Annotated in this window: 13 protein-coding genes, 1 tRNA gene and 1 other RNA gene; 7 read left to right on the plus strand and 8 right to left on the minus strand. The window is 74.0% G+C overall.

Translation table 11 applies throughout. From position 1 onward, the window contains the following. Nucleotides 1–333: 333 nt before the first annotated feature. Nucleotides 334–2,121 carry a 2-isopropylmalate synthase gene (leuA, locus tag PH191_RS24690; RefSeq protein ID WP_274197394.1) on the plus strand — a complete coding sequence of 596 codons (1,788 nt, stop codon included), beginning with the start codon at nucleotides 334–336 and terminating at the stop codon, nucleotides 2,119–2,121. A gap of 126 nt (nucleotides 2,122–2,247) precedes the next feature. On the opposite strand, the gene PH191_RS24695 is transcribed toward leuA, so the two are convergent. The 3 genes from PH191_RS24695 to PH191_RS24705 form a co-directional block, all read right to left on the minus strand. Beyond that, nucleotides 2,248–2,439 (minus strand): DUF397 domain-containing protein, encoded by a 192-nt coding sequence (locus tag PH191_RS24695; RefSeq protein ID WP_274197278.1) that lies wholly within the window; start codon nucleotides 2,437–2,439, stop codon nucleotides 2,248–2,250. A 56-nt stretch (nucleotides 2,440–2,495) separates the two neighbouring features. Beyond that, nucleotides 2,496–2,705 carry a DUF397 domain-containing protein gene (locus PH191_RS24700; protein ID WP_274197279.1) on the minus strand — a complete coding sequence of 70 codons (210 nt, stop codon included), beginning with the start codon at nucleotides 2,703–2,705 and terminating at the stop codon, nucleotides 2,496–2,498. A 66-nt stretch (nucleotides 2,706–2,771) separates the two neighbouring features. Further along, entirely contained in the window at nucleotides 2,772–3,650 is an 879-nt protein-coding gene (locus tag PH191_RS24705) for a helix-turn-helix domain-containing protein (protein ID WP_274197280.1), read from the minus strand. A gap of 278 nt (nucleotides 3,651–3,928) precedes the next feature. Between PH191_RS24705 and PH191_RS24710 the strand changes: the two genes are divergently transcribed. After that, nucleotides 3,929–4,114, plus strand: coding sequence for a hypothetical protein (locus PH191_RS24710; protein ID WP_274197281.1), 186 nt, complete (start codon nucleotides 3,929–3,931; stop codon nucleotides 4,112–4,114). Here PH191_RS24710 and recR read toward each other — a convergent pair. Continuing rightward, on the minus strand, nucleotides 4,111–4,719 hold the full coding sequence (recR, locus tag PH191_RS24715) for a recombination mediator RecR (protein ID WP_274188664.1): 609 nt from the start codon (nucleotides 4,717–4,719) through the stop codon (nucleotides 4,111–4,113). The two genes, PH191_RS24710 and recR, sit on opposite strands and share 4 nt — an antisense overlap. Before the next feature lie 9 nt (nucleotides 4,720–4,728). Further along, complete coding sequence (locus tag PH191_RS24720) at nucleotides 4,729–5,049, minus strand: YbaB/EbfC family nucleoid-associated protein (protein ID WP_274188719.1); 321 nt, start codon at nucleotides 5,047–5,049, stop codon at nucleotides 4,729–4,731. 97 nt (nucleotides 5,050–5,146) lie between these two features. On the opposite strand from PH191_RS24720, the gene PH191_RS24725 reads away from it, so the two are divergent. The 3 genes from PH191_RS24725 (at nucleotide 5,147) to PH191_RS24735 (ending at nucleotide 9,048) form a co-directional block, all read left to right on the plus strand. Continuing rightward, entirely contained in the window at nucleotides 5,147–6,952 is a 1,806-nt protein-coding gene (locus PH191_RS24725) for an alpha/beta fold hydrolase (RefSeq protein WP_274197282.1), read from the plus strand. Nucleotides 6,953–7,031: 79 nt separating this feature from the next. Then, nucleotides 7,032–8,189 carry an MGDG synthase family glycosyltransferase gene (locus PH191_RS24730; protein ID WP_274197283.1) on the plus strand — a complete coding sequence of 386 codons (1,158 nt, stop codon included), beginning with the start codon at nucleotides 7,032–7,034 and terminating at the stop codon, nucleotides 8,187–8,189. Between the two features lie 7 nt (nucleotides 8,190–8,196). Continuing rightward, nucleotides 8,197–9,048 (plus strand): DMT family transporter, encoded by an 852-nt coding sequence (locus PH191_RS24735; RefSeq protein ID WP_274197284.1) that lies wholly within the window; start codon nucleotides 8,197–8,199, stop codon nucleotides 9,046–9,048. On the opposite strand, the gene PH191_RS24740 is transcribed toward PH191_RS24735, so the two are convergent. Both PH191_RS24740 and ffs read right to left on the minus strand, forming a co-directional pair. After that, complete coding sequence (locus tag PH191_RS24740) at nucleotides 9,045–11,171, minus strand: DNA polymerase III subunit gamma and tau (protein WP_274197285.1); 2,127 nt, start codon at nucleotides 11,169–11,171, stop codon at nucleotides 9,045–9,047. The genes PH191_RS24735 and PH191_RS24740 overlap by 4 nt on opposite strands. A gap of 44 nt (nucleotides 11,172–11,215) precedes the next feature. Then, nucleotides 11,216–11,310: signal recognition particle sRNA small type (gene ffs, locus PH191_RS24745), an RNA gene on the minus strand. Between the two features lie 86 nt (nucleotides 11,311–11,396). On the opposite strand from ffs, the gene PH191_RS24750 reads away from it, so the two are divergent. Beyond that, nucleotides 11,397–11,482, plus strand: a tRNA-Ser gene (locus PH191_RS24750). Between the two features lie 113 nt (nucleotides 11,483–11,595). Here PH191_RS24750 and PH191_RS24755 read toward each other — a convergent pair. After that, the gene (locus PH191_RS24755) at nucleotides 11,596–12,723 is read right to left on the minus strand and encodes a hypothetical protein (RefSeq protein ID WP_274197286.1); all 1,128 of its coding nucleotides are present in this window, start codon (nucleotides 12,721–12,723) and stop codon (nucleotides 11,596–11,598) included. A 237-nt stretch (nucleotides 12,724–12,960) separates the two neighbouring features. On the opposite strand from PH191_RS24755, the gene PH191_RS24760 reads away from it, so the two are divergent. Then, a complete protein-coding gene (locus PH191_RS24760; RefSeq protein ID WP_274197287.1) occupies nucleotides 12,961–13,773 on the plus strand; it encodes an LmeA family phospholipid-binding protein in 813 nt (270 codons plus the stop codon). Nucleotides 13,774–13,776 lie beyond the last annotated feature (3 nt).

A 13,776-nucleotide genomic window follows, 5' to 3' on the forward strand; every position in this document is an offset into this window, starting at 1 on the left:
ATGGCACGTTGGTTGACTGGCCGGTAGCCGAGGGTGCGACCTGTGTCACCGAGGCGCTCCTTCGCAGGTCGGGGGCCTGATCAGGGGTCCGCGGGCCCCTCCGTCCGGGGTCCCGGGGTACCGGACCACGACGTGCCGGGGCTACCGTGGCGGACGATGTTCTCCGCGCCCGCAGCCCCGGCCATCACCCCGGGCCTGCTTCTTCGCCGCCGCGGCGGGGTCTGAAAGGACCGGCCCCCTGCCGCGGGTGATGCGCGCTGCCGGTCGCCATCCCTCGCAGTGCTGCAGGATCCAGGAGCGCGACACCCCATGAGCATCACTCCCGGCACGTCGATGAACGACGAGCCGATCGCCGACATCCGTTCGACCGTCGTCCATCCCGACGGCGACATCCCCGACGGCCAGCCGGCCTGGAACACCCAGCGCCCCAGCCGCATGCCGGTGCAGCGCTACCGGCGCTTCGCCGACGTCGTCGAGAAGATCTCGCTGCCCGACCGCACCTGGCCGGACCGCGTGATCGACAAGACCCCGCTCTGGGGCGCGGTCGACCTGCGCGACGGCAACCAGGCCCTCATCGACCCGATGTCGCCCGCGCGCAAGCGCCGCATGTTCGACCTGCTCGTGCGCATGGGCTACAAGGAGATCGAGGTCGGCTTCCCCGCCGCGTCGCAGACCGACTTCGACTTCGTCCGCGAGATCATCTCCCACGGCGCGATCCCGGCCGACGTCCGCATCCAGGTGCTGACCCAGGCCCGGCCCGAGCTGATCACGCGCACGTTCGAGTCCCTCGAGGGCGTGCACTCGGCGGTCGTCCACCTCTACAACTCGACCTCGATCCTGCAGCGGCGCGTGGTCTTCCGTTCCGACCGCGCCGGCATCACGAAGATCGCGGTCGACGGGGCGACGAAGGTCCGCGAGGAGGCCGAGAAGCGGCCGGGCACCGACTGGCGCTTCCAGTACTCGCCCGAGTCGTACACCGGCACCGAGCTCTCCTACGCCAAGGAGATCGTCGACGCCGTCGGTGACGTCTGGGAGCCGACGCCCGAGAAGCCGATGATCGTCAACCTGCCGGCCACGGTGGAGATGGCGACGCCGAACGTCTACGCGGACTCCATCGAGTGGATGCACCGGAACCTCGCGCGCCGCGACTCGATCATCCTGTCGCTGCACCCCCACAACGACCGCGGCACCGGCGTCGCCGCCGCCGAGCTCGGCGTCCAGGCCGGCGCCGACCGCGTCGAGGGCTGCCTGTTCGGCAACGGCGAGCGCACCGGCAACGTCTGCCTGGTGACCCTGGGCATGAACCTGTTCAGCCAGGGTATCGACCCGCAGATCGACTTCTCGGACATCGACGAGGTCCGCCGCACCGTCGAGTTCTGCAACCAGCTGCCCGTCGGCGAGCGCCACCCCTGGGGCGGCGACCTCGTCTTCACCGCGTTCTCGGGCTCGCACCAGGACGCGATCAACAAGGGCCTGCAGGCGATGGCGGCCGAGGCCTCGGAGGCCGGGCACGACGTGTCCGAGCACCCGTGGGAGGTCCCGTACCTGCCGATCGACCCGAAGGACGTCGGCCGTACCTACGAGGCGGTCATCCGGGTCAACTCGCAGTCGGGCAAGGGCGGCGTCGCCTACCTGATGAAGACCGAGCACCAGATGGACCTGCCGCGACGCCTGCAGATCGAGTTCTCGCGCCGCGTCCAGGAGGTCACCGACTCCGAGGGCGGCGAGGTCTCGGCCAAGGAGATGTACGACATCTTCACCGAGGAGTACCTGCTGCGCCGGGTGCCCCTGGAGCTCGTCAGCTCGCGGGTGTCGACCCACGACGACGGCAAGGCCGAGCTAAGCGCGACGCTGAAGGTCGAGGGCGACCTGCACGAGGTCACCGGCGTCGGCAACGGCCCGATCGCCGCCTTCGTCGACGCCCTCGCCACCGTCGGCTACGACGTCCGCGTCCTGGACTACGCCGAGCACGCGATGTCCGCCGGCGACGACGCCCGTGCCGCGGCCTACGTCGAGGCGGCCGTCGGCGACGTCGAGGTCTGGGGTATCGGCATCGACGGCTCCATCCTCACGGCCTCGCTCAAGGCCGTCGTGTCGGCGATCAACCGCGCGATGCGCTGACGTTCCCGACTCCGGTGGCGGAACCCGCGCTGAGCGCGGGTTCCGTCACCGAAGTCGGCAAGATCTCGGAACGTGGAGCGGACGTCTCGCTGAGCGGAGCGTTCGCTCCACTGTCCCGGATCTTGGTTAGGGGAGGTCGAACTCCCCGGCCTTGACGCCGGCGACGAACGCCGCCCATGCCTCCGGGCTGACGCGGAGTCGGCCAGCCTGCTCGTTGGCGACGTCCACGACCTCGACGACCTCGGCGGACACCGCGACACCCACGCACTCTCCATCGGAGCAGAAGCTGCTGATCCGGTACTCGTCTTCGTTGCGCATCGATGCGACTCCGTTCGGCGGGTCGCTTCCCACCGCAACGGACGAAGGCGCGGATTTCAAGCGTCGTGAGAGGAAAACGACTGCGGGATGCCGAGGTCGAACTCGCCAGCCTTCACTCCGGCTACGAACGCCGCCCATTCCGTCCGCGTGAAGCGCAACGCCGACGCGGCAGTTGACTTGGTGTCAACGACCTGGACCTCGTCGACGTCGATCGCAACTCCCACACACGTGCCGCCGCTACAGAAACTGCTCGTCTTCACCAGCACACGAGCATCACGATGCGGCTGCACTGCGGCATCATCCTAGTCTGCGCAACGGTGCGCCAGGCACGATCACCCGTCTGAGCGGTCGATGCGACGAACGGCTCGCTTCAGGAGAGGAATGGACTCGGCCTCGCTCAAGGCGGTGGCATAGAGCCCCTCGAGCCAGCGGCCGTGGTCGGCGATCTCAGCAGGATCCGCCAGAAACTCTCCGCCAGTCTCGGGGCGTTCGACGTACACGAGCCCGTGTTCAATCCCTTCAGAGAAGTCGAGCTTGGCGAAGGCACCCCGGCTCCCCCGGACCAGCCCGGCCGAGAACGGCAGCACACGAACGTCCACGTGCTCAGCCTCGGCCACGGCAAGAAGGTGCTCGAGTTGCGCCTGGAGGATCGCGGGCGAACCCACGACCCGGTGCAACGTCGACTCGTCGAGCACACAGTGGAACGAAAGGCCGTGATCCGAGGTCAGGGCCTCCTGTCTACGCATCCTGACCTCGACGAGCTTCTCGACGTCCTCGCTGGGCATGGCTGCCGAATACGCGCTGCGGAGGACGGCCCGGGCGTAGTCGCGGGTCTGGAGAAGCCCGTGCAGGACGTACGGCTCGTAGGCACGGATGCGCGAGGCATCCCACTCCAACTCAACGTACGTACCCATCGCCGATGGCAGGACGTCGGCGTAGGCCTGCCACCACATGGGCTGCTGCCCGGTCCGGGACCACTCGAGGAGCCGTTCGCGCTGATCCCCGTTGGGCACGGCATAGACGTCGAGCATGTCTCGCACGTCGCGCCACCGGGGCACACCCTTGCCGTTCTCCAAGCGGCTGATCTTCGAAGGCGAACACTCGAGGCGACGGGCTACGTCCTCGAGCTTGAGGCCCTGCCCTTCGCGGAGACGCTTCAGCTCGCCGCCGAGGCGGCGGCGCGTCACGACTGGGCCGGGCGAGCGGGTCATCGATAGCCCTCCGACGCTTGCGGTTGCCATGCCGCCCCCCGTCAGCCCTCCTGGAGCCACGGTAGACCTCTGGAGCGATTACGTCACGCATCCTCATAGTGCAATTGCACATGGCACTTGTGCGACGGGATGGCATGCCGCACTCTCAGACGTGGGGGGACGGGCAGCCCTCGGTCTCCCACTGAAGCGACCCGGAGGAGGCACACCCTTATGACCGGATCGAGGAACGAGCGCTCAGGGCGCCGTCGCGGAGCCGTCCGCGGGCCGACATGACCGCGATGACGATCATCGTTCTGATGATCGTCTTCTGGACCCTGTTCGTCATCGGGGTGCTCATCGGCATGTCCGTGCATCGCGAAGCCACGCGTCGTCGTGTGCACCGGCTGGACCTCGAGGAGTACAGGCGGGGGCGCCGGCGACTCGAGGCAGCGAGACGCGGTGGCCAGGAGCCGGACGAGGACTAGAAGGCGCGGCGACCTGCGAGGGCCCGACCGAGCGTGAGCTCGTCGGCGAACTCGAGGTCGCCGCCCATGGGGAGGCCGGAGGCCAGCTTGGTGACGCTGAGCCCCGGGAAGTCGCGCAGCAGGCGCACGAGGTAGGTGGCCGTGGCCTCGCCCTCGGTGTTCGGGTCCATGGCCAGGATGACCTCGGCGATCTCCGGCTCGTCGCCGGCGCCGCCGATGCGGGTGAGCAGCTCACGGACGCGCAGCTGATCGGGGCCGATGCCCGAGAGCGGATCGAGCGCCCCGCCCAGGACGTGGTAGCGACCGCGGAACTCGCGGGTGCGCTCCACCGCCATGACGTCCTTGGGCTCCTCGACGACGCAGACCACCGTCGCGTCGCGCCGGGCATCGCTGCAGATGCGGCAGCGGGGCTGCTCGGAGACGTTGCCGCAGACGTCGCAGAAGACGACACCGACCTTGACCTTCTGCAGGGCCTCCTGCAGGCGCGTCACGTCAGCCTCCTCGGTGGCGAGGAGGTGGAAGGCGATGCGCTGGGCGCTCTTGGGACCGATGCCGGGCAGGCGGCCCAGCTCGTCGATCAGGTCTTGGACCGGTCCCTCGAACACCCGACGAACCTACTGACCCGGCAGGCCCAGCCCGCCGCCCATGTCCCCGAGCCCACCGGCGAGCGGGCCCATCTTCTCGGCCTGCAGCTCGGCCGCGGCCTGCGCGGCGTCGGCGATCGCGCCGACGATGAGGTCCTGCAGCGTCTCGACGTCGTCCGGGTCGACGACCTTCGGGTCGATCCTCACGGAGCGGACCTCGCCGGTGGCGGTCTGGGTGACGGTGACCAGGCCGTTGCCCGCCTGGCCCGTGACCTCGGCCTCGGCCAGCTCCGCCTGGGCGGACATCAGCTGCTCCTGCATCGCCTGCGCCTGCTGCAGCAGCGCGCCCATGTCCATGCCTTCAGGGTTCTGACCGGGTTGCACATCACCACCCTAACCGCGTGCCCGTGGTCGCCGCGGAGCGCGTGGGCAGGCAGGCTGCCTCCCGATGGACGAGACGACCGATCTGCTGCACCGCCTCCTCGAGGTCACCACCTGGCGCGCCTTCGACGTGGACGCCCAGGGCCGCATCCTCGCGGGGTACGACGGGTCCGGGACGGTGCAGCTCATCGAGCTGCGTCCCGACGGAAGCCGGGTTCCCCTCACGGCCCTGTCGGGCGCCTGCCACGGGCGGTACCTGCCGGGCACGCGGCGCGTCGTCGTCTCCCACGACGCCGGCGGCGACGAGCGTGCCCAGCTCTCGCTGCTCGACCCGGACGCCGTGACCGAGCCGGTCGGCGAGGACGGGCTCGTCCCGCTCGTGCACGACCCCGCGTACATCCACGGTCTCGTCGAGGTCCTCCCGACCGGCGAGGTCGTCTACACGACGAACCGGCGCAACGGCGTCGACTTCGACCTCGTCGTCCGCCGCGTCGGCGACGGCACCGAGACCGTCCTCTACGACGGCGGCGGGATGGTCGGCGGCGCCGCGGTGAGCCACGACGGCACGCGCGCGCTGATGACGCGGCCCGGACGTCCGGCGCTGAGCTCGCAGGTGCTGCTGCTCGCCGGCGACACGACCACCGAGCTCACCGACGCCGGGGAGCACGCCCGCTACCTCGGGCCGCAGTGGCTGCCCCGGGGCGAGGCGGCGGTGATCACCACGGACTCCGGGCGCGACCACCTCGGCGTCGCCCGGCTCGACGTCCGCAGCGGCCAGCTGACCTGGCTGGTGACCGACGACGAGCACGACGTCACCGCCCGGCTGTCCCCGGACGGCGAGACGCTGCTGGTGGTGACCGACGACGACGGCACGAGCCGGCTCGCCGTCCACGACGTCGACGGCACCTTCCGGCACGCGGTCGGCCTGCCCGCCGAGCTGCGCGGCGGGGTCGCCGACTTCCTCGCCGTGCCGCGCTGGTCGCCCGACGGCACCGGGCTCGCGATCACGTGGACCGACCCCGCGACCCCGGCCGACGTCCTGCTCGTCGACGCCGCGCGCGGCCGCTCCGGCGTGGTGGCCTCGTCCCGCGAGCCGCTGGCGGACCTCGACCTCGCCGCCCCCACCAGCCACGGCGTGCCGACGCCGGACGGCGAGACCGTGCCGTGCTTCGTCTACGCGCCCGCGCAGCCGTCGGGGTCGAGCGTGACGATCGTGCACGGCGGGCCCGAGGGGCAGTCGGTGCGCGCGTTCTCGCCGATCGTCCAGGCCCTGGTCGGCGCCGGGCACACCGTGCTCGTGCCGAACGTGCGCGGCTCGGTGGGCTACGGGAAACGCTGGTACTCGCTCGACGACGTCGAGCTGCGCCTCGACTCCGTCGCCGACCTCGCCGCCCTGCACGCCTACCTCCCCCGCCTCGGGCTCGACCCCGCGCGGGCGGCGCTGTGGGGCGGCTCGTACGGCGGCTACATGGTGCTCGCCGGGCTGGCCTTCCAGCCCGAGCTGTGGGCGGCGGGCGTCGACATCGTCGGCATCTCGTCGCTCGTGACGTTCCTGGAGAACACCTCGCCCTACCGGCGCGCCCACCGCGAGCGGGAGTACGGCTCGCTGGAGCGCGACCGCGCGTTCCTCGAGCGCGCGTCGCCGCTGACGCGCATCGGCGACGTGCGTGCGCCGTTGTTCGTCATCCACGGCGCGAACGACCCGCGGGTGCCGCTCTCCGAGGCCGAGCAGGTGGCCGCGGCGGTACGGGCGAACGGCGTCGAGGTGGAGATGGTGGTCTACGACGACGAGGGCCACGGGCTGGCCAAGCGCGCCAACCGGCTCGACGCCTACCCCCGGGCCGTCGCGTTCCTGGGCCGCGCCCTGGGCTGACCGCGACCGCCATCCGATCTCCGGGCACTGCTCACCGCGCGTTCATCCCCTGCCCCGACTCCTCGGTTGGGGTGGCGGCGTGGTCACCCCCAGCGACACGGGTCGGACGCCGCTGCGCTCCGTCTCCCCGCGACCCCGCGTGCTCGTGCTCAGCGCCTCGATCGGCCAGGGTCACGACGGCGCCGCCCGCGAGCTCGTGCGGCGGCTCGACCGTCGCGGCGTCGCCGCCGACGTGCTCGACTGGACCGACCTGCTCCCGGTGTGGGGCCGTCGCGCGCTGCGGGACCTGTACGCGCCGACCGTGCATCGCACGCCGGCCCTGTTCGACCGCCTCTTCACCGACCTCGAGCACCCGCGACGCCCGGCCAGCCTCGTCACACAGCGTCTGATCACGGTGGCCGAGCGGCCGGTGCTCGACGCGGCGCGCGGCGCCGACGCCGTCGTCACGACCTACCCGCTCGCCGGCCGGACCCTGGGCGGGCTGCGCGCCGACGGCCGGCTCGCGGTCCCGACGCTGACCTACCTCACCGACCCCGCCGCGCACCGCCTCTGGTGCCACCCGGGGCTCGACGAGCACCTCACGGTCACCGAGGCGACCGCCGCCGACGGCGCGCGCTACGGCGTCGCCCTGCGCAGCGTCGGGCCGCTGTGCGCGCCGCGCTTCTCGCGTCCGATGCCCGTCACCACCCGAGCGCGGGTGCGGGACGAGCTCGGCGTGCCCGGCGACGCCCCCACCGCGCTCCTCGTGACCGGCTCGCTGGGCATGGGCGACGTGGAGGACACCGTCGACGCGCTGGGGCGCCATCCGCGGGCCTGGGCGGTCGTCGCCTGCGGGCGCAATGCCCGGCTGCGGGCGCGTCTGGCCGGGCGGGAGCGCGTCGTGACGCTCGGCTGGCGCGACGACGTCCCCGAGCTCATGACCGCCGCCGACCTGCTCGTGCACAACGCGGGCGGGCTCTCGTGCACCGAGGCCCTGGTCGCGGGCCTGCCCGCCGTCACCTACCGGCCGATCCCCGGACACGGGCGCGCCAACGCCGCGGTGCTCGACGCGGCGGGGCTCGCGCCCTGGCTGCGCGAGCCCGACGAGCTCGTCGACGCCGTGGACCGTCACGGCGCGCGGCCCGCGCGCCGCCGCCCGCCGCGCCCGTGGTGGACCGAGGAGCGCGACGCGTCGGCCGTCGTCGCCCGGTACGCGGGTGCGCTCGCGCCGGACACGGAACTCGCAGCGGTGGGGTGAGGACGGCGTGCCCGCCGAGGTCTTCGCCCTCGGCTCGGCCCTCGCGGCCGGGACGGCGGTGGTGGCCCAGCAGCGCGCGGCCCACGAGCTCGGCGGGGCCGACCACCGGCTGCTCGGCCGCCCGTGGTGGCTCGCCGGCACCGGCGCCTCGGTCCTCGCGAGCCTGCTGCAGGCCGCCGCCCTGACCGACGGTGCCGTGGTCGTCGTCCAGGCGCTGGTCGCGACCGCGGTCGCGTGGACCGCGGTCGGCGAGGCCGTCCTCGAGCGCCGCCGGCCGTCGCGGGGCGTGGTGCTGGGCGTCGTGCTCGCCGTGACCGGCCCGCTGCTGGTCGTCGTCCTCCTCGGCACCACCGGGTCGGGCGCGACGACCGTCGACCTGGCCTCCCCCACCGTCCTCGCGACGCTCGCCGGTGCCGCCGTGCTCGTCGCCGCGGGTCTCGGGTGGGCGCGCCGAACTCCCGGCCCGCCCGGCGCCGTGGGCTTCGCCCTCGCCTGCGGGGTGGGCTACGGGGTGGCGGCGTCGCTGCTGGCGGTGCTCGCCCGTGCCGTGGCCACCGACCGGGGAGCGGTCCTCGCCGATCCGCCGCTGGTGCTCGCGGCGATCCTGCTGGTGCTCGTCGGACCGGCGTCCTTCGTGCTCAGCCAGCGGGCACTCGCCCGCGCCCGGCGCGCCGGGCCCGTCGTCACCACGATCCTGCTCGCCGACCCGCTGACCGCCACGGTCGTCGGTGTCGCGTGGTTCGGCGAGCGGATCGCCCTCGACGTCGCCTCCGCGGGCGGCCTCGTGCTCGCGGTCGGCCTCGCGGTGATCGGGGTCCGCCTGCTGGACCCGGCCCCGCACCCCGTGGCGGCTCGCTAGCGGCCGTCGACGCGCCGCGCGCCGAGCTGCGAGGTCAGCAGCTCCATGGCCGCCTCCTCGGGGTCGACGCGCGCGCCGCCCGCGGTGCCGCCCGGGTCGGCGGCGGCCTCGGCGTACATGTCCTCCTCGGAGACCCTATCGGCGTGCTCGTCCGAACCATCCTCGGGCGGCTCCGGAGGGGGCGGGATGTCCGACGGCGGCGCGGGGCGCCGGGCCGGCGGGGCGTCGCCCGAGCCACCGCGGGCGGGAGCCTCGGCGGGAGGAGCGTCCGCCCGTGGCGGCTGCTCCGGGCGCTGGGGCCGCTCGGGACGCCGCGGCGGGTCGGGGCGCTGACGGGTCTGCTCCGGGCGTCCGCCGCCCCGTGCGCCGCCGCCACCGCCGCCGTCTCCCCCGCCTGTGCCGTGCACCGCCTGCACGGTCCACTGCCCCGAGAGCACGGCCCCGAGCGCCGCGGCGACGTGGTCGGCGCGGTTGGGCTGGGAGAGCTGGCGCGCGAGCGGGGGCGTCGGCATGCCGAGCGTGATCGTCGTGCCCTCGACCGCCGTCACCGTCGCGTTCTGGAGCAGCGCGTGGGTGGGCTTGTTGCGCTCGCGGACCTGGGTCATCACCTCGGGCCAGACCCGGCGCAGTGCCGCGGCGTCGAGCGCCCCGGCGGCCGCCGGGGCGCGCTGGGGCTCCGGGGTCGGCTCGGGCTCGGGCGCCTGCCGGGGCTCCGGGGCCGCGGGGCGCTCGGAGGCCGCGGGACGCTCCTGGGCGGCCGGGCGCTGGGGCGCCGACTGCGGGCGCTCCCGCGGAGCGTCGCGCGGCGGCTCGTCGCGGGCCGCGACGGTGGCCGTCGGCCGGTCGGTGGGCGGGACGACGGTGGCGTCGAGCTCGCCGGCGCGCGGAGGAGCTTCCTCATCGGACCGCTGCGACGGCCGGCTGAAGCGGGAGGACGTGTCGTCGGACGGGCCGGGCGCGCCCACGGCGAGGCGCCGCTCGACGCCCTCGAGGCGCTGGATCATCGCCGCGTCGGCCGACGAGGCGGCGGGCAGCAGCATGCGGGCGCAGACCAGCTCGAGCAGCAGCCGGGCGGCCGTCGCCCCGCGCATCTCGGTGAGCGCGGTGTGCACGAGCTCGGCGTGGCGGGCCAGTGCTGCGGGGCCGAGGCGCTGCGCCTGGTCGACCATCCGCTCCATCTCGTCGGCGGGGACGTCGACGAGACCGCGCTCCCCCGCGTCGGGGACGGCCTGGACGAGGATGAGGTCGCGCAGGCGCTGCAGCAGGTCGGCGGCGAAGCGCCGCGGGTCGTGCCCCGCCTCGACGAGCCGGTCGACCGCCCCGAACACGGCGGGCCCGTCGCCGGCCCCGAGCGCGTCGACGACGTCGTCGAGGATCGCGACGTCGGTGACCCCGAGCAGCCCCACCGCGTGGGCGTAGGTGACACCCTCCTCGCCGGCGCCGGCCAGCAGCTGGTCGAGCACCGAGAGGGAGTCGCGGGCGGACCCGCCGCCGGCGCGCACCACGAGCGGATAGACGGCCGGCTCGACCGTCACGCCCTCCTCGGTGCAGATGCGCTCGAGGAGCCCGCGCAGCGTGCTGGGCGGCAGCAGGCGGAACGGGTAGTGGTGGGTGCGCGAGCGGATGGTGGTGAGCACCTTGTCCGGCTCGGTGGTCGCGAAGATGAAGATCAGGTGCTCGGGCGGCTCCTCGACCACCTTGAGCAGCGCGTTGAACGCCGCCGTGGTGACCATGTGCGCCTCGTCGATGATGAAGACGCGGTAGCGGGAGCTCACCGGCGCGAAGTGGGCGCGGTCGCGCAGCTCGCGGGCGTCGTCGACGCCGTTGTGGCTCGCGGCGTCCATCTCGGTGACGTCGAGCGAGCCGGGGCCGTTCGGGGCGAGCGCGATGCAGGACTCGCAGACGCCACACGGGTCGGGCGTCGGACCCTGCTCGCAGTTCAGCGAGCGGGCGAGGATGCGCGCGCTGGACGTCTTGCCGCAGCCCCGCGGCCCGGAGAAGAGGTAGGCGTGGTTGATCCGGCCGGCGGCCAGCGCCGTGCGCAGCGGATCGGTGACGTGCTCCTGACCGACCACCTCGGCGAACGTCGCCGGCCGGTACCTGCGGTAGAGCGCCAGAGCCACGAGCCCGAGGCTACGCGGGCCCCCCGACGTCGCCGGAGGGGAGATGAAGGGGACCCCGCGCACCCGCCAGAGCCCGCTGACCCTTGCTGCCTTCCGGCCCTGGGGGAGTTCACAGGATGGACGCCGCGCGGGGTCCGTGGCCCAGTGTAACGAAGCCGGTCGATCCGCACGCGAGGCCCGCCCCGACCCCCTCGGCGCCTCCCGCCGGGCTGTATCGTCCCGGGCGGAGGATTGGCCGAGCGGCCTAAGGCGCACGATTGGAAATCGTGTAGGGCTCAACACCCTCACGGGTTCAAATCCCGTATCCTCCGCACCCGCTGACCAGCGGCGACGCCGGCCGGACCCTCGTGGCCCGGCCGGCGTTCGTGCGTCCGGTCCGCGCTGCGGTGCCGCCCCGGCGGTCGGCCGGGACGGCACCGCCGGATCAGCGGGAGGTCCCGCGCCCGCTCGACGCGCCCGAGGTCGACGTCGTCCGCCGCGCCGGCCGGGAGCCCCCGGAGGTCTTCCGGGTGCCGGTGGCCCGGCGCCGCCCGGAGCTGTCCGCGTCGTCGCCGTTCGATCGCCGCGGCGTCCTGTCGCGCTCCCGGGCGTCCCCGCCCGCGCCGTCGCCGTCGGTCCCGGTGTCGGTCCCGGCGTCGGTCCCGGCGTCGGTCCCGGCGTCGGTCCCGGCGTCGGCCCCGGCGTCGGTCCCGGCGTCGGTCCCGGCGTCGGCCCCGGTGTCGGTGTCGGTGTCGGTGTCGGTGTCGGTGTCGGTGTCGACCGGAACGTCGACGTCCTCCGGCGCGGCGACCTCCGCGGTCCCGGTGCCGGTCTCCTCCGGGATGTCGACGTCCACCGGCGCGGCGACCTCCGCGGTCCCGGTGCCGGTCTCCTCCGGGACGTCGACGTCCTCCGGCACGTCGACGTCGAACACGGCGGTGGCCTCGGCGTCCACGTCGTCCTCGCCGCCCCCCGTCGGGACCGCGACGTCGGTGTCGGCCTCCTGCGCGCCGGCGGCCTCCGCCTCGGACGCGGTGACGTCGGCGATCTCCTCGTCGCCGGAGCCCTCGTCGCCGGAGCCCTCGTCGCCGGAGCCCTCGTCGCCGGAGATCACATCCCCGGAACTCGCCTCCCTGGAGCCCTCGTCGGCAGAACTCTCGTCTGCGGAGCTCTCGTCCCTCGGCTCCTCGTCTCCGGAACCCTCGTCCCCGCGCGGGGTCGCGTCGCCCTCCCGCCCGGCGACGTCCTCCCGGGACGCCGGGAGCGCTTCGTCGTCCCCCTGGTCGCCGGAGCCACCCGCCGGCGGCGGTGCGACCGGTGCCGGCGCCACGGTGCGATCCGGGGCCTGCCGCCGCGCCTGCACCGTCGCGGACAGGCGCTCGGCGCCCGCCGCGGCCTTCTCGCTCGCCCGCTCCCCCACGTCGAGCACCGGCGAGGACGCGTGGACGAGCGCGACGGCGAGGCGCCGCTGCGAGTCCACCACCTCGCCGTAGATGCGGAACACGTCGTCGAACCATGTCGCGACGGCGTCGGACACCGTCGGTGATGCCTGGCCGTGCTTCTCGGAGGTCATGCGCCTCCCCATCGTCGTGCCGGATGCCGTCCCGGGTGCTCGAGACGTCAGGAACGCTCCCTGGTGCCCGACGGCCTCGATCGACACGCGGATCACGCGGGGATCGGGCCGGAGTCAGGCCGATCGGCGCAGCGACGCCCACCGGCCGCGCGGGCGCCCGACGCCGACCGCCCGGCATCCGTCCGGCCCCGGCCCCGCCCGACCGCGTCGTCGACGGCTGATGACACGGTGTCGGGCGTGCGCGGACTGCTGATCGCCCTGGTCGTGATCGTCGCCGTGCTGGTCGGTATCGACTTCGCGGCCCGGTGGGTCGCCGAGGACCGCGTGGGGGTGGCCCTGCAGAGCTCGCTGGCCCTGCCGCAGTCGCCGGACGTCGAGATCCGCGGCTTCCCGTTCCTCACCCAGGCCCTCGACGGGACCTACGACGACGTCGGGCTCTCGGCGCCGGGCATCCGCTACGGCGAGCTGCGCGACCTCACACTGACCGCGGACCTCTCCGGGGTGTCCCTGCCGCTGGAGAACCTGGTGAACGGGCAGGTCCGCGAGATCCCCGCCCGGCAGGTCACCGCGGCGGCGCGGGTCAACCCCACCGACCTCGCCCGGCTGCTCGACGTCGGCGACCTGACCATCGAGCCGCTGACCGAGGCCGACCTCGAGCGCCTGCGCTCCGAGGCCGAGGCCGACGACTCCGGCGCCTCGGGCAGCAGCGAGGCGCTGGCCGACGTGGACCCGGCGTCGTCGGTGCGCCTCACGTCGTCGACGACCGTGCAGGGCCAGCAGGTGCAGGTCGCGGTCATCGCGTCGTTCCGGCTCTCCGGCGGGCGCATCACCCTCTCGGCCCGCGACATCCGCGCCGAGGGCGGCGAGGGCGCGGCCGGACAGGTCGCGGCGAGCGCCCTGCGAGCGCGGCTGTCGGGCTTCTCCACCAGCGTCGACCCCGGCGAGCTCCCGTTCTCCATCTCCGCGACGGAGCTGCGCGCCGAGGACGGCGTCCTGGTGGTCTCGGGGACCGCGCGGGACGTCGACCTCCTGGCCCGTCCGGGGTCCTGACAC

Origin of the sequence: Actinomycetospora callitridis (assembly GCF_028737265.1) — a bacterium.
In the GTDB taxonomy this organism is placed as follows: Bacteria; Actinomycetota; Actinomycetes; order Mycobacteriales; family Pseudonocardiaceae; genus Actinomycetospora; species Actinomycetospora callitridis.